The following is a 26,065-nucleotide window of genomic DNA, read 5'->3' on the forward strand; positions in this document are numbered from 1 at the left end:
CCCCGGCCGGCGACATCCCGGACACCGGTGGCCGTGTCAGGCGGTCGCGAGGGCGGCCGGCCCGGTGACCGGGGCGGCGGTCCGCAGTGCCTGGTCGTAGCGGTGGAGGAGCAGGCGGGCCATCGCGGGGTGGGTGCCCAGCGGGTCGGCGACGGTGCCGGGGGCCGCGTCCGCGCACTCGGCGGCGAACCGGCCGGGCGCGGTGAAGCAGGAGGCGACGGCGACCCGGGCACGGCCGCGGGCGGCGAGGGCGCGGACCGCCTCGGGGACGGTGGGCGCGGCGACCCGGGCGTGGAGGTCGAGCTACGACGGGCACGCCGATGCGGGCGGCGAGCAGGCGGCGATGCGCTCGGTGTCGGCGCGGGACGCGGGCGCGCGGGACCCGGCGGCGGCCAGCACCACGGCGCTGCGGCGGCGCTCCTCGGCGTCCTGGGGCGGCTGCCAGCCGGCCTCGGTGAGCCGGGCGTGCAGGGCGTCGACGAGCAGGGGGTGGGCGCCGAGGGGGTCGGCGACGCGGGTCGGCAGGGGCGCCGCGGCGGCGGCGTCGGGGATGTCCCGGGTGACGTGGTGGCCGCGGCCGAACAGCAGCGGCACCAGTACGGCGGAGCCGGCGCCGGACGCGGCCAGCTCGTCGAGGGTGCCGGGGAGCAGCGGGGCGTTCAGCTCGATGTGGCCCAGGTGCACGGGCAGACCGGGCCGCAGCACGCGGACCCGCTCCAGCAGCCGCAGCGCGGTGGCCAGGGCGCGCGGGTCGCGGCTGCCGTGGGCCGCCACGACGAGGGCGGGGGGCGGGGCGGCCGGGCGGGACCGGGCGCCGGGGTGCATCGGGTACGCCGTCATGCAGCGAGCGTGACCGGACGAGGTTGCCCCGCCGTTGCGCCGGGGTCACGGGTGTTTGCGGGGTGTTCACGCGGGGGCGAGGGGCGGTGTGAGGCGACGGCCGCCGGTGACACCGGTCACAGAAGGCGAACCGGAGGTGCCTGCCGCACGTCTACCGAGTCATGGACCGACCCGGGGGAGGCCGTCCCATGCGCCGTATCACCGTCCGCCGTCCGCGGCTGCCCCGCACCCGTGCGGGACAGCGGCGGCTGGTGCAGGCCCTGGCGGCGGTGTGCGTGCTGGCGCTGCTGCCGGCGACCTGGCTGCGGCTGAGCACCGGCGACCGGCTGCGCACCGTCGCCGACGTGCCGCGCACCGAGGTGGCCGTGGTGTTCGGCGCGGGCCTGTGGGACGGGGAGCCGTCGCCGTACCTGGCGCACCGGCTGGACGCGGCGGCGGAGCTGTACCGCGCGGGGCGGATCCAGGTGGTGCTGGTCACCGGCGACAACAGCCGGAAGGACTACGACGAGCCGGACGCGATGCGCGCCTACCTGACCCGCCACGGGGTGCCGGCCACGCGGATCGTGAGCGACTACGCGGGCTTCGACACGTGGGACTCCTGCGTGCGCGCCCGGAAGATCTTCGGGGTGGACCGGGCGGTCCTGATCAGCCAGGGCTTCCACATCCGCCGCGCGGTGGCCCTGTGCGAGGCGGCCGGCGTCACGTCGTACGGCGTCGGCGTGGACGACCGCCACGACGTCACCTGGTACTACGGCGGCGCCCGCGAGGTCCTGGCGGCGGGCAAGGCGGCCCTGGACGCGGTGTTCCGGCCGGACCCCCACTTCCTGGGGCCCCAGGAGCCGGGGGTGCGGAGGGCGCTGGCGGACGCCGCGCGTTCCGGCACGCCGGACTGACAGCTCCCGCGCGCATACCGGAGTATGCTTTTACCCATGGCGGATACGACGCGCATCACGGTGACCCTCCCGACGGAGCAGGTCGCCGAGCTGAAGAAGCTCACCGACAACGTCTCCGGCTATGTCGCCGAAGCCGTGGCTCGTCAGCTGCGGTACCAGTTGCTCGGGGCGGATCTCCTGCGTCATCAGGAGGAGTACGGCGCCTTCACCGAGGAGGAACTGGCAGAGGCCCGCTCCCGGATCTTCGACGACACCGAGGCCGGCGGCTCGGCGAGCGCGGCGTGAGCGGGCACGTCGAGACGGTCGTCCTGGACGCCGAAGGGCTCTCCGCCTGGATCGCGCAGGACCGCAAGATCGCCGCGATGTTCCAGGTGTTCCACTCGGCGGGAGCCGACTTCGTCGTAGGAGCCAACACCATCGTCGAGGTGAGTCACGCACGGGTGAACACCGCCCGGATGCGGTGGGCGCTGTCCCGCGTCAGGGTCGAGCCGGTGACCGAGCAGGCAGCGAGAGCGGCTGCGGAGCTGCTCAAAGCGGCCGGCCTGCACGGGCACAAGTACGCGATCGACGCGACGGTGGCCGAGATGGCGCTGCGCCAGCCGGGCCCCGTGGTCATACTGACCTCCGACATCGACGACATGGCGCGGCTGTGCAGGGACCGTGTCCGGCTCGTCGGCATCTGAGGCAGGCGCGGCGGTGCCTCACCGGGGTCGTCCGGCGGCAGAGAGGGCACCGTGTCCGGGGTGTAACAGCGGTCGGCGTGGTGCGTAACACCGGCAGCGCAGCCTGGCCGTATGCGAAACACCCTGACGTCCACGCACTGCCCCTACTGCGCGCTGCAGTGCGGCATGAACCTGACGCCGGCCGCCGACGGGCGGAGCGTCGAGGTGAGCGAGCGCGCGGACTTCCCGGTGAACCGGGGGGCGCTGTGCGGGAAGGGGCGGACCTCGCCGGCCGTGCTGTCGTCGGCCGTGCGGCTGACCTCGCCGTTGGTCAGGTCGGCGGCGGGCACGCTGGAGCCGGCGTCCTGGGAGGAGGCGCTGGACCGGATCGCCGAGGGGATCGGCGGCGCCCGCGCGGAGCACGGCGCCGACGCGGTCGGGGTGTTCGGCGGAGGCGGGCTGACGAACGAGAAGGCGTACTCGCTGGGGAAGTTCGCCCGGGTGGTGCTGGGGACCTCGCAGATCGACTACAACGGCCGCTTCTGCATGTCGTCGGCCGCCGCCGCGGGAGGCAGGGCGTTCGGCCTCGACCGCGGGCTGCCGTTCCCGCTGGAGGACATCCCGAGGACCGGCTGTGTGATCCTCGTAGGCTCCAACCCGGCCGAGACCATGCCGCCGGCGCTGCGCTACTTCACCGAGCTGAAGGAGAACGGCGGCACCCTGATCGTCGTCGACCCGCGCCGCACCCGCACCGCCGAGCAGGCCGACCTGCACCTGGCGCCGCGCCCCGGCACCGACCTCGCGCTGGCCCTGGGCCTGCTGCACCTGGTCGTCGCCGAGGGGCGCACCGACGAGGAGTACATCCGGGAGCGCACGACCGGCTGGGAGGACACCCGGGCCGCGGCGATGGCGCACTGGCCGGAGTACGTGGAGCGCATCACCGGCGTCTCCGTGCCGCGACTGCGCGAGGCTGCACGGCTGTTCTGCGAGCCGGAGAACGCGATGGTGCTCACGGCGCGCGGCCCGGAGCAGCAGGCCAAGGGCACCGACACGGTGAGCGCCTGGATCAACCTGGCCCTGGCGACGGGCCGGCCCGGCCGCCCGCTGTCCGGGTACGGCTGTCTGACCGGCCAGGGCAACGGTCAGGGCGGGCGCGAACACGGCCAGAAGGCCGATCAGTTGCCGGGCTACCGCAAGCTGACCGACCCGGCCGCGCGGGCGCACGTCGCGCAGGTGTGGGGCGTCGGCCCGGACAGCCTGCCGGGACCGGGCCGCAGCGCCTACGAGCTGCTGGACGCGCTGGGCAGGGACATCCGCGCGCTGCTGCTGATGGGCTCCAACCCGGTGGTGTCGGCGCCGCGCGCCGCGCACGTCGAGGAGCGCATCCGCTCGCTGGACTTCCTCGCGGTGTGCGACGTGGTGCTGTCGGAGACGGCCGAACTCGCCGACGTGGTCCTGCCGGTGACGCAGTGGGCGGAGGAGACGGGCACCACCACCAACCTGGAGGGCAGGGTGCTGCTGCGCCGCCGGGCGATCCCCCCTCCGCCGGGCGTGCGCAGCGACCTGGAGGTGCTGCACGGGCTGGCGGCGCGGCTGGGCGGCGAGGGCAGCCCCGAAAAGCGCTTCCCGACCGACCCCGAGGAGGTCTTCGAGGAGCTGCGCCGGGCGAGCGAGGGCGGCCCTGCGGACTACTCGGGGATCACGTACCGGCGGCTCGTCGAGGAGAACGGGGTGTTCTGGCCCTGCCCCGACCAACGGGAGACTGCCGAGGAGACCGTCCACCCCGGCACCCCCCGCCTCTTCCTCGACCGGTTCGCCACCGAGGACGGCCGGGCGCGGTTCGTGCCGGTGTCGCACCGGGCGGTCGCGGAGGAGCCCGACGAGGAGTACCCGGTGCTGCTCACCACCGGGCGGGTCGTGGCGCAGTACCAGTCCGGCGCGCAGACGCGGCGCGTGGAGGAGCTGAACTCCGCCGCGCCCGGCCCGTTCGTGGAGCTGCACCCGCGGCTCGCGCAGCGGATCGGCGCCGCCGAGGGCGAGCCGGTGGCCGTCGTGTCGCGACGCGGAAGGGCGGTGGCCCCGGCCCGGATCACCACGTCGATCCGGGCGGACACGGTGTTCATGCCGTTCCACTGGGCCGGTGAGGGCCGCGCCAACACCCTCACCAACCCCGCCCTGGACCCGACGTCCCGGATGCCGGAGTTCAAGGCGTGCGCGGTACGCCTGGAGGCGGTTCGCCCCTGAGCGCACCGCCTCCGGAACAGGGGGCGGGTCAGCCCACGCCCACCGCGCTCCAGGCGGCCGCGACCGCCTTGTACTCGGCACCGCCCTCGCCGTAGAGGTCCGCCGCCGCCTTCAGGGTGGCGGTGCGGGCGCCGGCGTAGTCGGTCGACGAGGTCATGTGGACCGTCAGCGCGCGGTACCAGATCTTGCCGAGCTTGGCGCGGCCGATGCCGGTGACCGTGGAGCCGTCGCAGGTCGGGGAGTTGTGGGCGACGCCGCCCACGGTCTTCGCGCCGCTGCCCTCGGCGAGCAGGTAGGCGAAGTGGTTGGCGACGCCGGAGGAGTAGTGGACGTCGAGGTCCTTGACCGAGGCGTCCCAGCAGTCCGCCGACTTGCCGTCCTTGGAGGGACGGTCCATGTAGCGCAGGGCGTCCTTCCCGAAGCCGTCGCGGACGATCTCCTCGCCGATCAGCCAGTCGCCCGGGTCCTGCGCGTTGGCCGCGTGGAACTCCACCAGCGTGCCGAAGATGTCGGAGGTGGCCTCGTTCAGTCCGCCGGACTCGCCGGAGTAGGTCAGCCCGGCCGTCTTCGAGGTGACGCCGTGGGTCATCTCGTGCCCGGCGACGTCCAGGGAGACCAGCGGACCCATCTGGGTGCCGTCGCCGTCGCCGTAGGTCATGCAGAAGCAGCGGTCGTCCCAGAAGGCGTTGTTGTAGGCGTTGCCGTAGTGGACGCGGTTGTACGAGCCCTTGCCGTCGCCGGCTATGCCCCGGCGGCCGTGCGTGTCCTCGTAGTAGTCCCAGGTGACGTCGGTGCCGTACTGGGCGTCCACGGCGACCGTGGCGCGGTCGGCGGTGGTGCCGGTGCCCCAGTGGTTGTCGGCGTCGGTGACGACGGGGGCGGGGGCGCGGATCACGCAGACGACGAGGACGCACAGGTCGGTGCCGTTGGCCGCGTCGCCGGTGTAGGTGCCGCCGCGGGTGGGGTCCTTCAGCTCGTAGCCGGACGCGGTCTGCGTGGTCTCCAGCGGGACCGTGCCGCCGTACAGGGACTTGCCGTCGCCGGTGGCGCTCTCCAGGCGGTCCCAGGCGTCGATGCGGGCGCCGGTGTGCGCGTCGGTGAGGACGGTGCGGGCGACCGGGTTGCCGGCCGAGTCCTGGGCGGCGGCGTCGGTGCGCCAGGCGAGGCGGGGGGCGCCGTGCAGGGCGTCGACCACCAGCTGGGGACGGGCGGTGAGCCGGTTCAGGGTCTCGCCGAGGTGCGCGGCGCGCAGCAGGTTCGCGGCGAGGTCGGCGGCGCGGGGCGCGGCGAGGCGCGGGGAGACGGTGGGCAGGTCGATCGCGGCGCGGGTGGCGCGGGTGACGTCGCGGTAGGAGCCGTCGGGGGCGAGGTGCAGCACGAAGTCGCCGCCCAGCACGGGGAGTCCGCGGTAGGTGCGGTCGTAGCGGACATGGCGGCTGCCGTCCGCGTCGACGACGACGTCGCGGACCTTCGTCCTCTGGGCGGCGGTGAGGCCGAGGGCGTCGGCCTGCTCGGCCAGGACGGAGGCGGCGGCGTCGATCGCGGCGGCGCGGGTGGGGCGGTCGGCCGCGCCGGCGGTGGCGGGGGTGAGGGCGGCGGCCAGCAGGGCGGCGCCGGTGACGGCGGCTCCCGCGGCGGCGAGACGGGAACGTCGGGCATGCCGTATCGGGCTCAAGCGGTCTCCTGGAACGGGCGCCCCGGCACGGGTGGGGAGCGGGGCGGCGCGGGTGGTGCCCGCGATTCAAGTGGCGCCCCGACTGTCATGTCCATAGCGCGAATGTGGGGGTGTGTGAGGGGAGAGAATCGTTCCCGCAAGGCTCCGGTGGCACTTCCGTGCAGAGGGGCTCCGCCGACCGTCCGCGCAGGTGAAGCGAGTGAACCTCCCCTTCTTCGTCTACGGCACCCTCCGCCCCGGCGAGATCAACCACGACCGCTTCCTGCGCGGCCGCACGGCGCGTGAGGAATCGGCCCTGCTGCGGGGCGCGGTGCTGTACGAGGGGCCCGGCTACCCGTACGCCGTCGAGGCCCCGGAGGGCGAGGTGCGGGGCGAGCTGGTCACCGCTCGGCCGGAGGCGTACGCGGAGCTGCTGGCGCTGCTGGACCGCCTGGAGGAGTACGTGCCGGGCGACCCCCGGAACCTGTACGACCGGGTGGAGCGGCCGGTGGTGCGGGAGGCCGACGGCACGGCGGTCCGCGCGTGGGTGTACGTCGCCGCCCCGGCGGTCACGGCGCGGCTGCGGGCGCGGGGGACGCGGGTGGAGGGCGGGGACTGGCGGGGAGTGCGGTGAGGCGGCGCGCGGTGCCCCGCCCCCCGGGAGCCGGCACCCCTGTGGGCCCTCGCCCGGTCAGCCCTTCGCCGCCCCGCCCGGCCCAATCCGCCCGCACACCACCCCTGCGCCCGCCGTCGCGCTCCTGACCTGCGGAAAGGAACCCCCGCTCGGAAGCACCCCGGCTCCCCTGACACCCGTTCAGCCGCCGCCCTGACGCCCCCTCAGGGAGCGGTGCGGGCGCGGGGGCACTTACCTCGGAGGAGCAGGGACGCGGTCGACGGCGGCACATGGGGGTGCCGCGGGCCGGGTCGCCTCCGTGAGCTCGAGGGAGCATCGATGCGACGTACCGCCCGGCTGCTGACCGGCACGACCGGCGCCGCACTCGCCGTGGCCACCGCGGGGCTTCTCGCCTCCCCCGCGTACGCCGGGGAGGCCCCCGGCCCGTCGACCTCCGGTCTGCGGATGTACCCGTCGTCCGTCGCCCCGGGCGCGCAGGTCTCGGCGAACACCGCGGCGTGCGGCGAGGAGGGCACGGCGGCGGGCGACGCCTCCGCCGTGGGCGCGGGCCGGTTCACGCTGACGCCGAGCACGCACGAGGGGGAGGCGATCGGGCAGTTCCAGGTGCCGCCGGGCGCGCAGCCGGGGACGTACGAGATCGTCGTCGCGTGCGCCGGGAGCGGGCGCCGGGTGGCCGGGGACCTCGTGGTGACGCTGACGCCCGACGCGGAACTGGTGGTTCCGCGAGGAAGCGTGAAGACGGGGGTCGGTGGCGCGCTGGGCACCGACCCCGTGCAGACCGCGGCAGGCGTGACGGCCCTCGCCGTCGCCGCCGCGGGCGGTACCTGGCTCCTGCATCGCCGGGCGAGAGGCGACGGGATCTGACGGGCATCCTCCGCTGCCCGTCCCGCTGGTACCGCAATCCCCTCCCCCTCCGGGTCCGACGCCCCTCGCGGCCCGGAGGGGGGCACGGGGCCCACCCGAGGTGAGGTCAGCCCATGCGCCGCAGGATCCGCCGGACCGGGAGTCCGGGCAACGCAGCGATAGCCGCCGTCACGGTGTGCGCCCTGTGCGCGGGGGCCGTGCTGCTGCGGGACGGCAGGGGCGACGCCCCGCCGCAGCCGTCCGCCGCGCAGGCGCACTCCGAGCTCGACGCGCACGGCCCGGCGCGGTGCGGCGCCCGCGCTGCCGCCGTCGCCGCCCGACCGGGTGCGGATCCCCGCGATCGGCGTGGACGCGCCGCTGACCGGACTGGGGCTGACCCCGGCCGGCTCCCTGGACGTGCCGCCGGCCGACCGTCCGGACCTGGCCGGCTGGTACGAGGCGGGCACCACCCCCGGCGAGCGGGGCACCGCGATCGTCGCGGGCCACGTCGACAACGCCGACGGCCCGGCCGTCTTCTACTCCCTCGGCGCCCTGCGCAAGGGGAGCACGATCGAGACCGACCGGCGCGACGGCACGGTCGCCGTGTTCACGGTGGACGCCGTCGAGGCGTACGACGCCCGCGACTTCCCCGACGAGAAGGTCTACGGCGCGGCGTCCCGCCCGGAACTCCGGGTGATCACCTGCGGCGGTGGCTACTCCCCCACGACGGGCTACCAGGGCAACGTGGTGGTGTACGCCCACCTGACGGGCACCCGCTGACCCCTCCGGGAGTCATTGCCGACGGGCGCCCGGGCACCCCGGTACGCCCGAGCCCACCGCCCCGACGGCTCAGGCGCTTTCGGAGTCTGACGCCCCGACGGCGCCACGCCCTGGTGGCACGCTCCGGACACCCCCGGAGTCCGGTGGTCCGTGACCCCGGCCCCTCCGGCAGCTCGGGCACCCCGCGGGCCTGGAGCCGCGGCGTTTCCGGCGCCTGGGCGGCGCGCCGTTCCCGCAGGCTCAGGTCCACCGGCCCGGCGACTCGGCCCCCGCCCTGCCCGACCGCTCCGGCCTCCGCGCGCCGGCCGGGCCGGGACCCACCGGCGACGGGCTTCGCCGACGGTCCCGTTTTCCGGCCCGGCGTCCCTGCCCTCGCGTCTCAGCCCGACGCCTGGGCCGGGCAGGACTCGGTCGCCGGGACCACCAGGAGGACCACCGGATACGACGTGATCTGCTGGTTCGCGCCCGGCCTGCTGTCGCAGATGCGCCAGGCCTGCGGGTCCACCACCTCGCGGTCCTTGCCCGTGGCGTCCTCGAAGCGGACCTGGGTGCCGTCCATCTGCTCCTGGGCGCGGAGCGCGTTGCCGCCGGTGACGTCGGGCATCACGGCGGTGACGGGAGGGGCGGCGGTGTCCGTCGCGGGCGGGGAGATCGCCGCCTTCGCATCGGGCTCGGGCGTTGTGCCGCAGGCGGTGGCGGCCGCGCAGACGGCTGCGGCGGCGAGAGCGGCTCTCAACGGTGCGGCGACCGTGGGTCTGGCGATGGCCGTGCCTCTCGTGAGGTGATCATGGGTCCGGCCCAGTATCCCCACCGGACACCCCCGTGCCCAGGCCTACGCCAGCCACTGCTCGTACGCCATGTTCGCCACCAGCGCGAACACCACCGTCAGCAGGACCACGCGGACGAAGCCGCTGCCGCGCTTCAGGGCGGTGCGGGCGCCCAGGGTGCCGCCCGCGAGGTTGAAGACCGCCATCAGCGCCGCCAGTTGCCACAGCACCGCGCCCTGCCAGGCGAAGGTGACCAGCGCGCCCGCGTTGGTGCAGCAGTTGACGATCTTCGCGGTGGCGGAGGCGGTGACCAGGTCGAGGTGGAGCAGGGCGGTGAGCGCCAGGACGAGGAACGTGCCGGTGCCGGGGCCGATCAGGCCGTCGTAGAAGCCGATGCCCAGGCCGGCCAGGCCGATCGCGGCGAGGATCTGCCGGCGGGTCGCCGGGCCGGGCGCGGGCGCGGTGCCGAAGGCGGGCTTCAGGATGACGAAGGCGGCCACCGCGAGCAGCACCACCATGATCACCGGCTTGAGCACCTCCGTGCTCATCCCGGCCGCGAGGAACGCCCCGCCCGACGACCCGGCGAGGGCGGCGAGCCCGATCCGCACCGCCGTCCGCACGTCCACCGGCGCCTTGCGGACATACGTCACGGCCGCGCCGGTGGTGCCTACGATCGCGACCGCCTTGTTGGTGCCGAGCGCGTGCGCGGCGGGGGTGCCGGCGGGCAGGCCGAGCAGCAGGGCGGGCAGGAGCAGCAGCCCTCCGCCGCCGACCACGGCGTCGATCCAGCCGGCGGCGAGCGCGGCCACGCAGAGCAGGACGACCGTGGTCAGCGATATGTCGGGCATGGCCGCGACCCTATGAAGCGGATAGATGCTGCGTCCATCAAGATGAGCGTTTGTTGAGGTTGGCCTCCTCACACCCGCCCCCTCGACGGCCTCCGGAAGCCTCACATCCCGCGCCCAGGACCGCTGAGGGCAGCGTTCCGCGCGGGAAACAGAAGGGATGCCACCGGGTAACACCCGCCCCGCACGCTCAGGACATGACCTCGAACGAGCGTGTGGTGGTGATCGGCTCCGGCCTCGCGGGCGTACGTCTCGCCCGGCGGCTCGGCGAGCTGGGCACGCCCGTGACGCTGATCGGCGAGGAGGAGCATCCGCCGTACAACCGGGTGCTGCTCGCCGAGGTGCTCGCCGGGCGCTACCGGCCCGAGGTGATCGCCCTGCCCGCCCCCGCGGAGCTGATCCGCGCCCGGGTCACCGGAATCGACCGGGACCGGCGGACCGTCGTCCGCGCGGACGGCACGGAGATCCCCTACGGGCGGCTGGTGCTGGCCACCGGCTCCAACCCCGTCCTGCCGCCGCTGCGCGGCCTGTTCACCGAGGACCACGAGCTGCCGCGGGGCGTGCACGCGTTCCGCACCCTGGACGACTGCCTGGGCCTGTCGGCGGAGGTGCGGCCGGGCGTGCGGGCCGTGGTGATCGGCGGCGGGCTGCTCGGCGTGTCCGCGGCCCGCGCGCTGGCCGTGCGCGGCGCGCAGGTGGTCCTCGCCCAGCAGTCCGAGCGGCTGATGGAGCGCCAGCTCGACCCGGCCGCCTCCGGGCTGGTGAAGCGCCATCTGACCGAGCTCGGCGTGGAGGTGCACACCGAGTGCCGTGTCCGTGACGTGCGCTGTGTCGGAGGCGCGGTCCGCTCGGTGGAGATGGCCGACGGCTACGCCCTGGACGCGGACCTGGTGGTGCTGGCCTGCGGGGTGCACCCGAGGGTGTCCCTCGCGCAGGCCGCCGGCCTGGACGTGGCCAAGGGCGTCGTCGTCGACGACGAGCTGCGCACCTCCGACCCGTACGTCCACGCGATCGGCGACTGCGTCCAGCACGCCGGCACCGTGTACGGGCTGGCCGCGCCGGCCCTGGAACAGGCCGACGCGCTCGCCGCCCTGCTCGCCGGGGACACCACCGCCCGCTACACGGGCACCCGCTCGCTCACCCGGCTCACCCTGACCGGCCCGGACAGCCCCTTCGACCTGGCCGCGTTCGGCGAGACCGAGGTGCTGCCGGGCGACGACGTGGTGCAGCTCGCCGACGCCACCCGCGGCACGTACCGCAAGGTCGTGGTCCGCGACGACCGCCTGGTCGGCGGGGTGCTGGTCGGCGAACTCGGCACCGTCGGCGCCCTTGCGCGCGCCTGGGAGGGAGCAGAGCCGCTCCCGTCCGACGGCGGGCCCCTGCTCCACCTGCTCACCAACGACGGAGGCTCCTGATGCCCACGGACACCTCGACCATCGTGCTCGTCGGCCACGGCATGGTCGGCCAGCGCTTCCTGGAGGCGCTCGCCGAGCGCGGCCTGACCGCCACGCACCGCGTGGTCGTGCTGTGCGAGGAGCCGCGTCCGGCCTACGACCGCGTGCAGCTCACCTCGTACTTCTCGGGGCGGACGCCCGAGGACCTGTCGCTGACGGACCTCACGTTCATCGAGGACCACGGCATCGAGCTGCACGTCGGTGATCCGGCCGAGCACGTGGACCGCGCGGCGCGCACGGTGACCGCCCGCTCGGGCCTGGTCGTCGGGTACGACGTCCTCGTGCTGGCGACCGGCTCGTACCCGTTCGTGCCGCCGGTGCCGAACAAGGACGCCGAGGGCTGTTTCGTCTACCGCACCATCGAGGACCTGCTCGCCATCGAGGAGTACGCGAGGAGCAGGGCGAAGACGGGCGCGGTGGTCGGCGGCGGTCTGCTCGGCCTGGAGGCGGCCGGTGCGCTGAAGGGCCTCGGACTCACGTCGCACATCGTGGAGTTCGCGCCGCGGCTGATGCCGGTGCAGGTCGACGAGGGCGGCGGCGCGGCGCTGCTGCGCACCATCGAGGACATGGGGCTGAGCGTCCACACGGGCGTCGGCACCCAGGAGATCGTGGTCGACGACTCCGGCGCGGTCACCGGCATGAAGCTGTCCGACGGCTCCGAACTCGCAGCCGACATGGTGGTGTTCTCCGCCGGTGTCCGCCCCCGCGACCAGCTCGCCCGCGACTGCGGCCTGGCGGTCGGCGAGCGCGGCGGCATCTCCGTCGACGAGCAGTGCCGCACGGTCACCGACCCGCACGTGTTCGCGATCGGCGAGTGCGCGCTGGCCTCCGACGGCCGCGTGTACGGCCTGGTCGCGCCCGGTTACGAGCAGGCGGAGACGGCCGCGGCGGCCATCGCCGAGGACGAGGCCTCCTTCACCGGCGCGGACCTGTCGACCAAGCTGAAGCTGCTCGGCGTGGACGTGGCGTCCTTCGGCGACGCGCACGGCACCGCCGAGGACTGCCTGGACGTCGTCTACTCCGACTCCCGCGCGGGCCTCTACAAGAAGCTGGTGATCGGCAAGGACGGCACGCTGCTCGGCGGCATCCTGGTCGGCGACGCGGAGGCGTACGGCACGCTGCGGGCGTTCACCGGCTCGGTGCCGCCGGTCGCGCCGGAGTCACTGGTGCTGCCCGCCGGCGCCGGGGCCCCGGCCGCGCTCGGCCCGTCCGCGCTGCCCGACGACGCGGTCGTCTGCTCCTGTCACAACGTCACCAAGGGCACCATCCGCGGCGCGGTCACCGACCACCGGTGCACCACCGTGCCCGAGGTGAAGAAGTGCACCAAGGCCGGTACGGGCTGCGGCAGTTGCGTCAAGGTGCTCGGCCAGCTCCTGGACGCCGAGCTGGAGGCGAAAGGCGTCGAGGTCGACAAGGGCCTGTGCGCGTGCTTCTCCCAGACCCGCGAGGAGCTGTACGAGATCGTCCTCGCCCTGCGCATCGCCTCCCACCGGGAGCTGCTGAACCGCCACGGCCGGGAGGAGGCGCGCGGCGGCGACGGCTGCGAGGTGTGCAAGCCGACGGTCGGCTCGATCATCGCGTCCCTGGCGCCCGTGATCGGCGCCAGCACCTATGTGCTCGACGGCGAGCAGGCGGCCCTCCAGGACACCAACGACCACTTCCTGGCCAACCTCCAGAGGAACGGCTCGTACTCGGTGGTGCCGCGCATCCCGGGCGGGGAGATCGCGCCCGAGAAGCTGATCGTGATCGGTGAGATCGCCCGTGACTTCGGCCTCTACACGAAGATCACCGGCGGCCAGCGGATCGACATGTTCGGCGCCCGGGTCGAGCAGTTGCCGCTGATCTGGGCCCGGCTGGTGGACGCCGGCTTCGAGTCGGGCCACGCCTACGGCAAGTCGCTGCGCACGGTGAAGTCCTGCGTGGGGCAGACCTGGTGCCGGTACGGCGTGCAGGACTCGGTGCGGATGGCGATCGACCTGGAGCTGCGCTACCGGGGGCTCAGGTCGCCGCACAAGCTCAAGTCCGCGGTGTCCGGCTGCCAGCGCGAGTGCGCGGAGGCCCGGTCGAAGGACTTCGGCGTCATCGCCACCGCGGGCGGCTGGAACCTCTACGTCGGCGGCAACGGCGGCGCCACCCCGCGCCACGCCGACCTGCTGGCGCAGGACCTCTCGGACGCCGAGCTGATCCGTCTGATCGACCGGTTCCTGATGTTCTACATCCGCACCGCCGACCGGCTGGAGCGCACCTCCACCTGGCTGGAGCGCATCCCCGGCGGCCTGGACCACGTACGGGACGTGGTGGTGCACGACTCGCTCGGCATCTGCGACGAGCTGGAGGCCCTGATGGCCGCCCATGTCGCGCACTACCGCGACGAGTGGGCCGAGACCGTCGACGACCCGGAGAAGCTGGCCCGGTTCGTGTCGTTCGTCAACGCCCCGGACACCCCCGACCCGGTGGTCGCCTTCGTCCCCGAACGCGACCAGATCAAGCCCGACCTGCCCCTGCTGAGCATCGGCCTGCGTCCCGCCGACGACGTCCTGGAAGGAAGCGCACAGCGATGACCCTGGCACTCGAGACGACCACCGGCCTGACCGTCCGACTCCGTCTGGCGGACGACTGGTTCGAGGTCTGCGGCCTCGACCGGCTGGTCCCGGGACGGGGCGTGGCCGCCCTGCTGCCCGACGGCCGGCAGGCCGCCGTCTTCACCGACCGTGCGGGCCGCCTGTACGCGATCGACAACCGTGACCCGTTCACGGGCGCGGCGGTCCTCTCCCGCGGCCTCACCGGCAGCCACCAGGGCCGCCCGTTCGTCGCCTCCCCGCTCCTGAAGCAGCGCTTCGACCTGGAGACGGGCTACTGCCTCGACGACGACACGGTCCGCGTGGCGACGTACGAGGTCGAGGCGGCCTGAGCGGAGCCGCCGCCGAGCGCACGGGACCGTGCGGCACCCCGTCTGGGTGCCGCACGGTTCTGTGCCGTGGTGGGCCCGCCGGCGCTGTGCACCGCCGTAGCGGAGAGCTACCCTCCGGTCACGTCACGTTCGCATCACAGGACGTTCATATCCCCGACACGTCCCGCGCGCCCCAGTAGCTTCGTCAGCCTCGCTCCGAGCACACGCTTTCGACCGACCTGGGGGGCTCCTCACCATGATCCCGTTCCGTACCTCAGCCGCCGCACTGCTCGCCGCCGTCGCCCTGGCCGCCCTACCGGCCACCGCCGTGGCGCACAACGGCAGCCACCCGTTCGAGAACTGCACCGAGGCGTACGACAACGGGTACAGCAACATTCCCAAGGGCGACAAGCACTACGGCGAGCACCTCGACCGGGACAAGGACGGCATCGGCTGCGACCAGCCGCCGTCGGACTTCGTGCCGCACGACGAGAGCGACGACGGCGCGGGCGCCGGGGCCGGCGGCGCCAAGGAGGAGAAGGGCGGCGGCACCGACCTCGCGGAGACGGGCGGCAGCGACACCACGCCGTACATCGCGGCGGCGGGCGGGGCCGTCGTCCTGCTCGGCGGCGGCCTGATGATCGCCGCCCGCAAGCGCCGCGAGAACCGCTGACCCGTTCCCGGGAGGGGGGCCGGATGTCCGGCCCCCTCTTTTTCACTTCGGCCGCCGCGACGGTCCGCCCTCTTCACACCCCGCCGAGCCCGCACGCCCCCTCTGACCTGGCCAGAGGCAGGAAGACCTCCCTCCGCTCGTGGCATTACGCCACTGTTCCGTCACATCACGTTCACATCACAGGTCGCTCGTGACCCTCCGCAGCGCAGCCGCACCGGCAGTAACTTCGTCACGCCACAGCCCGGTCAACGGCACCCGCACTCGGACATGGGGGCATTCGCCATGCACCTGACACGAAACACCCTCACGGCCCTCGCCGCCCTCACCCTGGCCGTCCTCCCCGCCACCGCGTCGGCCCACGACGGGGACCACCCGTTCAAGACCTGCGCGGAGGCGTACGACAACGGCTGGGCGAGGATCTCCAGCGGGGACGACCACTACGGTCCCGCGCTGGACCCCGACGGCGACGGCGTCGCCTGCGACGAGCCGCCCGCCGGTTTCATCCCGCGCGACGACACCGCGATCGACGACGGGAACGCGACTCCCGTGGCCGGCGCCACCCAGGCCGCCACGAGCGACGACTCCGGGCCGGACGACGGCCTCACCACCTACGTGACCATAGGCGTGGCCGCCGTGGTCCTCGCCGGAGGCACCGTGCTCCTCGCCTCCCGCCTGCGCCGCGACACCTGACCCGCCACCGGGCGCGTCGTGCGCGGACGACGGAAGGGGCGGCACCCCCGCACGGGTGCCGCCCCTCCTTCGTGATCCGGAACCGTCGCCGATCGGTGAGGGTGGTCGGGTGACAGACGACGGCTCCGGGGTCCTGCGCGCCCCGAGGGGCTAGCGGTGGTCGCTGCCCGCCGAGGTGACCGCCGCGCGGCCGGCCTCCAGACGGGCCACCGGGATGCGGAACGGGGAGCAGGAGACGTAGTCCAGTCCGACCTCGTGGAAGAAGTGGACCGACTCCGGGTCTCCGCCGTGCTCGCCGCAGACGCCGAGCTTCAGGTCCGGGCGGGTCTCCCGGCCGGCCTTGGCCGCGGACCTCACCAGGGAGCCCACGCCGTCCTTGTCGATCGTCTCGAACGGCGACACCCCGAAGATGCCCTTCTCCAGGTAGGCGGTGAAGAAGCTGGCCTCCACGTCGTCCCGGGAGAAGCCCCACACCGTCTGGGTGAGGTCGTTGGTGCCGAAGGAGAAGAACTCGGCGGCCTCCGCGATCTGCCCGGCGGTCAGCGCGGCGCGCGGCAGCTCGATCATCGTGCCGATGGCCAGCTTGAGGCGGGTGCCGGTGGCCTCCTCGACCTCCGCGACGACCTTGTCGGCCTCGTCACGGACGATCTCCAGCTCCTGCACCGTGCCGACCAGCGGGATCATGATCTCCGCGCGCGGGTCACCCTTGGCGTTCTTGCGCTCGGCGGCCGCCTCCGCGATGGCGCGGACCTGCATCGTGAACAGGCCGGGGATGACGAGGCCGAGGCGCACACCGCGCAGGCCCAGCATCGGGTTCTGCTCGTGCAGCCGGTGCACGGCCTGGAGCAGCCGCAGCTCGTTCTCGTGCGGCTCCTGCCGGGACTCGGCGAGGGCGACGCGGACGGACAGCTCGGTGATGTCGGGCAGGAACTCGTGCAGCGGCGGGTCGAGCAGGCGGATGGTGACGGGCAGGCCGTCCATCGCCTCGAACAGCTCGACGAAGTCCTTCTTCTGGAGCGGCAGCAGCGCCTTCAGCGACTCCTCGCGCTCCTCCTCCGTGTCGGCCAGGATCAGCCGCTCCACCAGCTCGCGCCGGTCGCCGAGGAACATGTGCTCGGTGCGGCACAGGCCGATGCCCTGGGCGCCGAAGCGGCGGGCGCGCAGGGCGTCCTCGGCGTTGTCGGCGTTGGCGCGCACCCGCAGCCGGCGCTTGCGGTCGGCGAAGGCCATCATCCGGTGCACGGCCTCGACCAGCTCGTCGGCGTCGTCGGCGCCCGGGTGCATCCGGCCCTCGAAGTACTCCACGACCGGCGACGGCACGACCGGGACCTCGCCCAGGTAGACCTTGCCGCTGGAGCCGTCGATGGAGATGACGTCGCCCTCCTCGACGACGTGCCCGCCGGGCACCGTCATCCGGCGGCGCTTGGTGTCGACCTCCAGCTCCTCGGCGCCGCAGACACAGGTCTTGCCCATGCCGCGGGCGACGACGGCCGCGTGGGAGGTCTTGCCGCCGCGGGAGGTGAGGATGCCCTCGGCGGCGATCATGCCGTCCAGGTCGTCGGGGTTGGTCTCGCGGCGGATCAGGATGACCTTCTCGCCGGAGCGGGACCACTTGACGGCGGTGTAGGAGTCGAAGACCGCCTTGCCGACCGCGGCGCCCGGGGAGGCGGCGATACCGCGTCCGACCTGCTCGACCTTGGCGCTCTCGTCGAAGCGCGGGAACATCAGCTGGGCGAGCTGGGCGCCGTTGACGCGGGTGAGGGCCTCGGCCTCGTCGATCAGGCCCTGGTCCACCAGCTGCGTGGCGATGCGGAAGGCCGCGCCCGCGGTGCGCTTGCCCACGCGGGTCTGGAGCATCCACAGCCGGCCGCGCTCGATGGTGAACTCGATGTCGCAGAGGTCCTTGTAGTGGTTCTCCAGGGTCTCCATGATCTGCATGAGCTGGTCGTACGACTTCTTGTCGATCTGCTCCAGCTCCGCGAGCGGGACCGTGTTGCGGATGCCCGCGACGACGTCCTCGCCCTGCGCGTTCTGCAGGTAGTCGCCGTAGACGCCCTGGTGTCCTGAGGCGGGGTCGCGGGTGAAGGCGACGCCGGTGCCGGAGTCGGGGCCGAGGTTGCCGAAGACCATGGAACAGACGTTGACGGCCGTGCCCAGGTCGTGCGGGATGCGCTCCTGGCGGCGGTAGAGCTTGGCGCGCTCGCCGTTCCAGGAGTCGAAGACCGCCTTGATGGCGAGGTCCATCTGCTCGCGCGGGTCCTGCGGGAAGTCCCGGCCGCACTCGGTCTTGACGATCTTCTTGAACTTGGTGACGAGCTTCTTGAGGTCGGCGGCCTCCAGCTCGGTGTCGACCGTGACCTTCTTGGCCGCCTTGGCCGCCTCGAGCGCGTCCTCGAACAGCTCGCCGTCCACGCCGAGGACGGTCTTGCCGAACATCTGGATGAGACGCCGGTAGGAGTCCCACGCGAACCGGTCGTCGCCGGCCTGCTTGGCCAGGCCCTGCACGGACTTGTCGGACAGACCGATGTTGAGGACGGTGTCCATCATGCCCGGCATGGAGAACTTGGCGCCGGAGCGGACCGAGACGAGGAGCGGGTCGTCGGCCTGTCCGAGCTTCTTGCCCATCCGCTGCTCGAGCGCCTCGAGGTGCGCACTCACCTCGTCACGCAGTGCCGCGGGCTCCTCGCCGCTGTCCAGGTAGACCTTGCAGGCCTCCGTGGTGATGGTGAAGCCGGGTGGCACGGGGAGACCGAGGTTGGTCATCTCGGCGAGGTTGGCCCCCTTGCCGCCGAGGAGGTCCTTGAGGTCCTTGTTGCCCTCGGTGAAGTCGTAGACGAACTTCACGCTCTCAACACTCGTGCCCGACTGAGCTACGTGGGGATCTTTGTTTTCCGACACGGGTCTCGACTCCTCGAGGACGCGGTGGCTGCCCTGACGGCGAGGAATGTACCCAGATCAAAGGCGTCTGGGTACGTCCACTTGCGCGTCGTACGCCTGTCACCGGCCGGACGCCAGCGGATCGAAAGTCAAAGCTTGGCAAGCCGCAATGGCTCGATGTTTTCACTTCTTGAACGCAAGACGCCTCCCAGAACCGGTCGAGCTGCTCATGTGAGCGCCTTGAACCACGTTTGTTTTCGCCCGATGAACGATCACCGAGTGGCACTGAGTGCCAACCTTTGAGAAATGCAGCCTCTCAAGATCCGCTCATCTGAGCGCTACCCCTATCAGGGGTGGCGAGAATCACGCTGCCACACGGAGCCCGGTTCCACCATGCGGACCGGTGCGGTGAACGCTGCGGCCCGGCCGCCCGTACGGACTGGAGGCGGATCCGGACCCCCACGCCGGATCCGCCTCCCGCCTCACCGGTTTCGGTACGGAAGGAACCTCCGGGTTGCCCGTCTTCACCCGCGTCCTCACGCGCCTGCGCGCCCTCCGTGTTCCCATGCGCCCACGGGACACACGCGTCCTCGCGCGCCTGCGCCACGCACGCGACGCCCACCCGTCCGCCGACCGCGCCCTGCGGCTCACGGGGCACGCCCTGGCCGCCGTGCTGGTACTCGGCGCCCTGCTGATGCCGAACACCGCGCCGGGCCTGCGCCCCGACCGCTTCACCCGCATCCCCGCCGAGGCGATCGTGGGAGCGGTCCTGGTGATCGCCCTGCCACGCCGGCCCCGGGTGGTCTTCGCCGCCCTCTACGGGACGGGCCTCGGCGTGCTCACCGTGCTGAACCTGCTGGACATCGGCTTCAGCGAGTACCTGGGCCGCGGTTTCAACCTGGTCCTCGACTGGGGCCTGCTGGACGACGCCCTGTCCTACGTGCGGGACTCCATGGGCGGCTTCGTCGCGAACGCCGCCGCCGTCGGTGCGGTGCTGCTCGCCCTGCTCGTGGTGGTCCTCATGGCGCTGGCCACGGTGCGGCTCGGCAACCTGATCGCCCGGCACCGCGCCCGGGCCGGCCAGGGCGCGACGGCCGCCGCCGTCGTGTGGATCACCTGCGCCTCGCTCGGCCTGCAGATCTCGGGGCTGCCGGTCGCCTCCGACCGGGCGGCGGACACCCTGCGCGGACAGACCCAGCGGGTGGTGGACACCCTGCGCGACGAGGCCGCCTTCGCCAAGGAGGCCCGGAACGACACCTTCGGCGCCACCCCGCCGGGACAGCTCCTGCCGGACCTGCGCGGCAAGGACGTCGTCATCGCGTTCATCGAGAGCTACGGCCGGGTGGCCATGGACGACCCGCTGATCGAGCCCGGCGTCACCAGCACCCTCGACACCCGGGGCGCCGCGCTCGCCGCGGCCGGCTACCAGGCGCGCAGCGGCTGGCTCACCTCGTCGACGTACGGCGGGAGCAGCTGGCTCGGGCACTCCACGTCCCTGTCCGGGCTGTGGATCGACAACCAGCAGCGGTACCGCACGGCCACCCACAGCGACCACCTCACCCTCACCGCCGCCTTCCGGAAGTCCGGCGCGTGGGACACCGTCGGCATCATGCCGGGCGTGCAGAAGACCTGGCCGGAGGCGGAGTGGTACGGCCTGGACACGGTGTACGACTCCTCCGAACTGGGCTACAAGGGGCCGAAGTTCAGCTGGTCGACCATGCCGGACCAGTACGCCCTGGAGGCGTTCGAGCGTCTGGAGCACGGCAAGAAGCGGCACCGGCCGCTGATGTCGGAGGTCATCCTCACCTCCAGCCACCAGCCGTGGGCGCCGGTGCCGAAGATGATCGACTGGGAGGACCTGGGCGACGGCTCGGTCTTCCACTCGATCGAGGCGGAGGGCCGGGAGGCGTCCGAGGTGATGGCCGACTCCACCGAGTCCCGCAAGGAGTACGGCAAGTCCGTGTCGTACTCGGTGACCGCCCTCACCGAGTGGCTGGAGCGCTACGGCACCGACGACACCGTGCTGGTGTTCCTCGGCGACCACCAGCCGATCGCCCGGGTCACCGGGCCCACCAGGAACCGGGACGTGCCGGTGACGGTCGTCGCCAAGGACCCGGAGGTGCTGAAGAAGATCGACGGCTGGCGGTGGACGCCGGGGCTGCGGCCCGCCGACGACGCGCCCGTGTGGAAGATGGACACCTTCCGCGACCGCTTCCTGACCGCCTACGGGTCCGTGCCCCGGCCGACGAAGCGCTGATCAGCCGCCGGAGGTGTCCAGCTCGGCGTCCTCGCCGACGCCCGCGCAGTCGTAGGGGTCCTTCAGCCAGCCGTCCGGCAGCACCACGCGGTTGTTGCCGGACGTACGGCCGCGGGGGCCGTCGGCGCCGGACGGCCAGGGCTGGTCCAGGTCCAGCTCGTCCAGCCCGGCCCGCAGTTCCTCCAGGGTGGAGGTGACGGCGAGCCGCCGGCGCATCTCGGAGCCGACCGCGAAGCCCTTCAGGTACCAGGCGACGTGCTTGCGGAAGTCGATCACACCGCGCGACTCGTCGCCGATCCACTCACCGAGCAGGGTGGCGTGCCGCACCATCGCGTCGGCGACCTCGCGCAGGGTGGGCCGGACGTAGTCGTCGGGGCGTCCCTCGAAGGCGGCGACCAGGTCGGCGAAGAGCCATGGCCGGCCGAGGCAGCCGCGGCCCACGACCACGCCGTCGCAGCCGGTCTCGCGGACCATGCGCAGGGCGTCGCCGGCGGACCAGATGTCGCCGTTGCCGAGCACCGGGATCTCGGGGACGTGCTCCTTGAGGCGGGCGATCGCCTCCCAGTCGGCGGTGCCGCCGTAGTGCTGGGCGGCGGTGCGGCCGTGCAGCGCGATGGCGGTGACGCCCTCCTCGACGGCGATGCGGCCGGCGTCGAGGTAGGTGATGTGGTCGTCGTCGATGCCCTTGCGCATCTTCATCGTGACCGGCAGGTCGCCGGCGCCGGCGACCGCCTCGCGCAGGATGGCGCGCAGCAGGTTCCGCTTGAAGGGGAGCGCGGAGCCGCCGCCCTTGCGGGTCACCTTGGGCACCGGGCAGCCGAAGTTGAGGTCGATGTGGTCGGCGAGGTCCTCCTCCGCGATCATGCGGACGGCCTTGCCGACGGTCGCCGGGTCGACGCCGTAGAGCTGGATGGAGCGCGGCTGCTCGGAGGCGTCGAACCGGATGAGCTGCATGGTCTTCTCGTTGCGCTCGACCAGCGCCCGGGTGGTGATCATCTCGCTGACGAACAGGCCCTTGCCGCCGCTGAACTCCCGGCACAGGGTGCGGAAGGGCGCGTTGGTGATCCCGGCCATGGGGGCGAGCACGACGGGCGGTTGCACGGCGTGCGGGCCGATGGACAGGGTCGTGTTCACGGTCGGCGAGGCAGTGGGCATTCCCCCATTGTCCAGCATCCGGCGGGGCGGTCGGCACAATGACCGTGTATTGGTCATTAGTTAGCCGCACTATTGATGCGGGCGTACGATGGCGCACATGCCCGAGCTCAGCCATGGCCGCCGCATGCTGGTGCTCGCGATCTGCTGCATGAGTCTGCTGATCGTGAGCCTGGACAACACGGTTCTCAACGTCGCCCTGCCGTCCCTCCAGCGGGAGCTGGACGCGAGCACCTCGGGACTGCAGTGGACCATCGACGCGTACACGCTCGTCCTGGCCTCGCTGCTGATGCTGGCCGGCTCGACCGCCGACCGGATCGGCCGCCGACGGGTCTTCATGTCCGGCCTGGTGGTCTTCACCCTGGGCTCGCTGCTGTGCTCGCTCGCGCCGGACCTGAACTGGCTCGTGGTCTTCCGCATGGTGCAGGCGGTGGGCGGCTCCATGCTGAACCCGGTCGCCATGTCGATCATCACCAACACCTTCACCGACCCGCGTGAGCGGGCCCGCGCGATCGGGGTGTGGGGTGCGGTGGTCGGCCTGTCCATGGCCGCGGGGCCGCTGGTCGGCGGGCTGCTGGTGGACTCGGTCGGCTGGCGCTCCATCTTCTGGGTCAACCTGCCGGTGGGGATCGCCGCGCTGCTGCTGACATGGCGGTTCGTGCCGGAGTCCCGCGCGCCGCGTGCGCGCCGCCCTGACCCGGTGGGCCAGGTCCTGGTCATCGCGCTGTTCGGCTCGCTCACCTACGCGATCATCGAGGCGCCGCACGGGGGCTGGGGCTCGACGGCCCCGTTCGCGGCGCTGGCTCTGACCGCCCTCCTGGCGCTCCTCTTCTACGAGCCGCGCCGCACGGAGCCGCTGATCGACCTGCGCTTCTTCCGTTCGGCGCCGTTCAGCGGGGCGACGGTGATCGCGATGAGCGCCTTCGCGGCGCTGGGCGGGTTCCTGTTCCTGTCGACGCTGTACCTGCAGAACGTGCGGGGGCTGAGCGCGATGGAGGCGGGGCTGTGGATGCTGCCGATGGCGGTGCCCACGTTCCTGTGCGCGCCGCTGTCCGGACGCCTGGTCGGGAGCCGGGGGCCGAGGCTGCCGCTGGTGATCGCGGGCGGGGCGATGACGGTGAGCGGGCTGCTGTTCGCGCTCTTCGAGGCGGAGACGTCGAACGCGAGCCTGCTCGCGGGCTACGTCCTCTTCGGCATCGGCATCGGTTTCGTCAACGCGCCGATCACCAACACGGCGGTCTCGGGCATGCCCCGGGACCAGGCCGGGGTCGCCTCGGCGGTCGCCTCCACCAGCCGCCAGCTGGGGCAGACGCTGGGGGTGGCGGTGCTGGGCGCGGTGCTGGCGGCGGGCGTGGGGGCGTCGTCGTACGCGGAGAGGTTCGTGACGGCGTCGCGGCCGGGGTGGTGGATCCTGGCGGCGTGCGGGGCGGTGGTTCTGACGCTGGGCGTCGTGACGACGGGCGCGTGGGCGCGGGCGACGGCGGAGGGGGCTGCGAGGCGCCTTCGCGGGGAGGACCAGCGGCCTCGCCGCACGGAGGTGGAGGCGTGAGGGCGCCCGCCGCTGCGGGCAGTCGTGCCGCAGGGCGGCACGGGTGGGCGCAGCGGCACCTCTGCAGCGCCGGGTGCGGGCAGTCCGTGGCTGATCGCGCAGTTCCCCGCGCCCCTTCAGGGCGGCTCCGTTGCCGGCGCCTCGCCGCAGAGGCAGCGGCACCTCTGCAGCGCCGGGTGCGGGCAGTCCGTGGCTGAGCGCGCAGTTCCCCGCGCCCCTGAAGGGGGTCACCCTCACGCCTGCTGAATCCGCGCCGGAGGCGGCAGTTCGGCGTACCCCCACCTGTTGATGTTGCTTTTGCTGCACACTCCTTCACGGCGACACCCGCCCGCCGACCGCCGGAGGCACCATGCCCCAGATCGACTCGAGCAAGGTAAGCCGCTGGGACCTGCACGGACGTGAGCACACCGTGCGCGTCCACCGCACCGGGGTGCAGCGGACGATCAGATGTGAGACCTGCGGCTGGCGGAGAGCCGCCCAGTTCCTGCCATGGCTGAAGGCACAGGAGCACCTGGAGCAGGCCCACCAGGCGACGGTGGACCCCACCGCGGCCTGACAGCGGTCAGGCCCGCAGCCCCCGCAGCAGCAGCTCCACCACCGCCGCGAAGTCGGCGTCCGCGCCAGGACCGACCCACTCCCCCGCGTACGCGGGATCGTGGAACCGCCCCGTCGCCTGGAACACCGCCCGCGCGCTGACCGCGGGGTCGTCGCTGTGGAAGACCCCCGCGGCCACCCCGTCGGCGACGATCCGCGTCAACTGCTCCGTCAGCTCGTCGATGTGCTCGGCGACCGCCCCCACCTGCTCACCGGCCAGCACGCTGTACGTGGCGAACAGCTCAGGATCGTCGCCCGCCTTGCGCCGCTTCGCCGTGAAGAGCGCGGCGAGCCAGTCCCGCAGCCGCGTCCCGGGGTCGCGGGAGGCGTCACCGGCTATCCCGTCCAGCGCCTCGGACGTCCGGTCCAGCCACCGCTTGGTGACGGCCTCACGCAGCGCCGCCTTGGTCCGGAAGTGCCGGTAGACGCTGCCGTGACTGACGCCGAGGGCGCGGGCCACGTCCACCACGGTGGCCTTCGCCGGGCCGTGCCGGCGCAGCACCTCCTCGGTCGCCTCCAGGATGCGCTCGGCGGTCAGGGTCTCGGTCGCTGCCATGTCTAGACCGTACCCGGCTCCGGGATCACTCCTGGGTGCCGAGGTGGGCCATCATCGGCTCCGGGTAGCGGGCGCCCGCCGCGGCCCCGGGCGGCACCGCCCGCTCGATCGCCGCGAGGTCGTCCGCGTCCAGCGTGACGTCCAGCGCGCCCAGCGACTCCGTCAGCCGCTCCCGCGTACGGGCGCCGACCAGCGGCACGATGTCCTCGCCGCGCGACAGCACCCACGCGACGGCGATCTGCGCGACCGTGACGCCCTTGCGGGCGGCGATCTCGCGCAGCGCGTCGACGAGGCCGAGGTTGTGGCGGAGGTTGTCGCCCTGGAAGCGGGGCGAGTGGGCGCGGAAGTCGTTCGCGGACAGCTCCCGGTCGGCGGTGAAGTGGCCGGAGATCAGCCCGCGCGCGAGCACTCCGTACGCCGTGATCGAGATGCCCAGTTCACGGGTGGTGGGCAGGATCTGGTCCTCGATGGCGCGGGAGATCAGCGAGTACTCGATCTGGAGGTCGGAGATCGGCGCGACGGCGGCGGCCCGCCGGATCGTGTCGGCGCCGACCTCGCTGAGGCCGATGTGCCGTACATGGCCCTTCTCGACGAGCTCCGCGATGGCCCCGACGGTCTCCTCGACCGGCACGTCGGGGTCGGCGCGGGAGATGCGGTAGACGTCGATGTGGTCGACGCCCAGCCGCTGGAGGGAGTACGCGGCGAAGTTCCGCACGGCGGCCGGGCGGCCGTCGATCGGGCCCCAGCCGCCGTCCGGGTCGCGCAGGGAGCCGAACTTGACGCTGGTGAGAGCCTGTTCGCGCAGCCCGGCGGGGGCGGTGCGCAGCGCCTCGCCGATCAGCATCTCGTTGTGGCCCATGCCGTAGAAGTCGCCGGTGTCGAGGAGCGTGACGCCGGCGTCGAGGGCGGCGTGGATCGTGGCGATCGCCTCGGTCCGGTCGGCCGTGCCGTACAGCGCGGACATGCCCATGCAGCCGAGCCCCAGGGCGGACACCTGGGGGCCGGTCTTTCCGAGAGGTCGTGTGTGCATCGTCATGCGTCCACCCTGACATGACGAATGACAGATTTCAATATCTGTCATTCGTTTATCTGTCAGCCGCTCCCGAAGGCGGCTCCGGAAACGCCGAACGCCGGGCCCCGGAGTGATCCGGGACCCGGCGTTCGTGCCGGTCAGACGTCGGACGTATCGGTCGGACGCCGGAGGGGCGAGG

General features: G+C 73.1%; 21 protein-coding genes and 2 pseudogenes. 15 read left to right on the forward strand and 8 right to left on the reverse strand.

What is annotated here, in order from left to right; genetic code table 11:
• Positions 1-36: 36 nt before the first annotated feature.
• Positions 37-840, reverse strand: a pseudogene (locus AY578_RS10265) (sirohydrochlorin chelatase).
• Between the two features lie 188 nt (positions 841-1,028).
• Here AY578_RS10265 and AY578_RS10270 point away from each other — a divergent pair.
• The 4 genes from AY578_RS10270 (at position 1,029) to AY578_RS10285 (ending at position 4,639) form a co-directional block, all read left to right on the forward strand.
• A complete protein-coding gene (locus AY578_RS10270; protein WP_019523207.1) occupies positions 1,029-1,733 on the forward strand; it encodes a SanA/YdcF family protein in 705 nt (234 codons plus the stop codon).
• 36 nt (positions 1,734-1,769) lie between these two features.
• Positions 1,770-2,018 carry a hypothetical protein gene (locus AY578_RS10275; protein WP_019523206.1) on the forward strand — a complete coding sequence of 83 codons (249 nt, stop codon included), beginning with the start codon at positions 1,770-1,772 and terminating at the stop codon, positions 2,016-2,018.
• The gene (locus AY578_RS10280; RefSeq protein WP_028961267.1) at positions 2,015-2,416 is read left to right on the forward strand and encodes a hypothetical protein; all 402 of its coding nucleotides are present in this window, start codon (positions 2,015-2,017) and stop codon (positions 2,414-2,416) included. Before AY578_RS10275 ends, AY578_RS10280 begins: the two co-directional genes overlap by 4 nt.
• 111 nt (positions 2,417-2,527) lie before the next feature.
• Positions 2,528-4,639 (forward strand): molybdopterin oxidoreductase family protein, encoded by a 2,112-nt coding sequence (locus AY578_RS10285; RefSeq protein ID WP_136239068.1) that lies wholly within the window; start codon positions 2,528-2,530, stop codon positions 4,637-4,639.
• 28 nt (positions 4,640-4,667) lie between these two features.
• On the opposite strand, the gene AY578_RS10290 is transcribed toward AY578_RS10285, so the two are convergent.
• Entirely contained in the window at positions 4,668-6,314 is a 1,647-nt protein-coding gene (locus AY578_RS10290; protein ID WP_161107805.1) for a M4 family metallopeptidase, read from the reverse strand.
• 199 nt (positions 6,315-6,513) lie between these two features.
• On the opposite strand from AY578_RS10290, the gene AY578_RS10295 reads away from it, so the two are divergent.
• The 3 genes and pseudogenes from AY578_RS10295 (at position 6,514) to AY578_RS10305 (ending at position 8,550) form a co-directional block, all read left to right on the forward strand.
• The gene (locus tag AY578_RS10295; RefSeq protein WP_258907305.1) at positions 6,514-6,927 is read left to right on the forward strand and encodes a gamma-glutamylcyclotransferase family protein; all 414 of its coding nucleotides are present in this window, start codon (positions 6,514-6,516) and stop codon (positions 6,925-6,927) included.
• A 318-nt stretch (positions 6,928-7,245) separates the two neighbouring features.
• Positions 7,246-7,791, forward strand: a complete 546-nt coding sequence (locus tag AY578_RS10300) for a hypothetical protein (protein ID WP_019523200.1) — start codon at positions 7,246-7,248, stop codon at positions 7,789-7,791.
• Positions 7,792-7,904: 113 nt separating this feature from the next.
• Positions 7,905-8,550 (forward strand): annotated as a pseudogene (locus AY578_RS10305) (class F sortase).
• Positions 8,551-8,929: 379 nt separating this feature from the next.
• Here AY578_RS10305 and AY578_RS10310 read toward each other — a convergent pair.
• Positions 8,930-9,286: a hypothetical protein gene (locus tag AY578_RS10310; RefSeq protein ID WP_258902282.1), complete on the reverse strand. Its 357-nt coding sequence runs from the start codon at positions 9,284-9,286 to the stop codon at positions 8,930-8,932.
• Between the two features lie 96 nt (positions 9,287-9,382).
• Positions 9,383-10,165 (reverse strand): sulfite exporter TauE/SafE family protein, encoded by a 783-nt coding sequence (locus tag AY578_RS10315; RefSeq protein ID WP_136239065.1) that lies wholly within the window; start codon positions 10,163-10,165, stop codon positions 9,383-9,385.
• Positions 10,166-10,359: 194 nt separating this feature from the next.
• On the opposite strand from AY578_RS10315, the gene AY578_RS10320 reads away from it, so the two are divergent.
• From AY578_RS10320 to AY578_RS10340, 5 genes are all read left to right on the forward strand, one after another.
• Complete coding sequence (locus AY578_RS10320; protein ID WP_215188566.1) at positions 10,360-11,577, forward strand: NAD(P)/FAD-dependent oxidoreductase; 1,218 nt, start codon at positions 10,360-10,362, stop codon at positions 11,575-11,577.
• Positions 11,577-14,177, forward strand: a complete 2,601-nt coding sequence (gene nirB / locus AY578_RS10325; protein WP_215047978.1) for a nitrite reductase large subunit NirB — start codon at positions 11,577-11,579, stop codon at positions 14,175-14,177. Before AY578_RS10320 ends, nirB begins: the two co-directional genes overlap by 1 nt.
• A complete protein-coding gene (gene nirD / locus AY578_RS10330; protein WP_136239063.1) occupies positions 14,174-14,527 on the forward strand; it encodes a nitrite reductase small subunit NirD in 354 nt (117 codons plus the stop codon). The genes nirB and nirD overlap by 4 nt, the downstream gene beginning before the upstream one ends.
• Positions 14,528-14,762: 235 nt before the next feature.
• A complete protein-coding gene (locus AY578_RS10335) occupies positions 14,763-15,179 on the forward strand; it encodes an excalibur calcium-binding domain-containing protein (RefSeq protein ID WP_258902283.1) in 417 nt (138 codons plus the stop codon).
• A gap of 282 nt (positions 15,180-15,461) precedes the next feature.
• A complete protein-coding gene (locus tag AY578_RS10340) occupies positions 15,462-15,869 on the forward strand; it encodes an excalibur calcium-binding domain-containing protein (protein WP_028961259.1) in 408 nt (135 codons plus the stop codon).
• Between the two features lie 150 nt (positions 15,870-16,019).
• Here AY578_RS10340 and ppdK read toward each other — a convergent pair whose 3' ends face one another.
• Positions 16,020-18,767 carry a pyruvate, phosphate dikinase gene (ppdK, locus tag AY578_RS10345; RefSeq protein WP_026243576.1) on the reverse strand — a complete coding sequence of 916 codons (2,748 nt, stop codon included), beginning with the start codon at positions 18,765-18,767 and terminating at the stop codon, positions 16,020-16,022.
• 544 nt (positions 18,768-19,311) lie between these two features.
• On the opposite strand from ppdK, the gene AY578_RS10350 reads away from it, so the two are divergent.
• Positions 19,312-21,003 (forward strand): alkaline phosphatase family protein, encoded by a 1,692-nt coding sequence (locus AY578_RS10350; RefSeq protein WP_251143245.1) that lies wholly within the window; start codon positions 19,312-19,314, stop codon positions 21,001-21,003.
• Here the strand turns inward: AY578_RS10350 and dusB are convergent, their stop codons facing one another.
• The gene (gene dusB / locus AY578_RS10355) at positions 21,004-22,158 is read right to left on the reverse strand and encodes a tRNA dihydrouridine synthase DusB (RefSeq protein WP_019523188.1); all 1,155 of its coding nucleotides are present in this window, start codon (positions 22,156-22,158) and stop codon (positions 21,004-21,006) included.
• 97 nt (positions 22,159-22,255) lie between these two features.
• On the opposite strand from dusB, the gene AY578_RS10360 reads away from it, so the two are divergent.
• Together AY578_RS10360 and AY578_RS10365 are read left to right on the forward strand one after the other, a co-directional pair.
• On the forward strand, positions 22,256-23,704 hold the full coding sequence (locus AY578_RS10360; protein WP_028961255.1) for an MFS transporter: 1,449 nt from the start codon (positions 22,256-22,258) through the stop codon (positions 23,702-23,704).
• A 349-nt stretch (positions 23,705-24,053) separates the two neighbouring features.
• Positions 24,054-24,260 (forward strand): hypothetical protein, encoded by a 207-nt coding sequence (locus AY578_RS10365; protein WP_019523186.1) that lies wholly within the window; start codon positions 24,054-24,056, stop codon positions 24,258-24,260.
• Between the two features lie 6 nt (positions 24,261-24,266).
• On the opposite strand, the gene AY578_RS10370 is transcribed toward AY578_RS10365, so the two are convergent.
• Both AY578_RS10370 and AY578_RS10375 read right to left on the reverse strand, forming a co-directional pair.
• Entirely contained in the window at positions 24,267-24,854 is a 588-nt protein-coding gene (locus AY578_RS10370; RefSeq protein WP_019523185.1) for a TetR/AcrR family transcriptional regulator, read from the reverse strand.
• 25 nt (positions 24,855-24,879) lie between these two features.
• Positions 24,880-25,890, reverse strand: a complete 1,011-nt coding sequence (locus AY578_RS10375; protein WP_019523184.1) for an aldo/keto reductase — start codon at positions 25,888-25,890, stop codon at positions 24,880-24,882.
• Positions 25,891-26,065 lie beyond the last annotated feature (175 nt).

Source organism: Streptomyces thermocarboxydus (genome assembly GCF_024760485.1).
Lineage (GTDB): Bacteria > Actinomycetota > Actinomycetes > Streptomycetales > Streptomycetaceae > Streptomyces > Streptomyces cellulosae.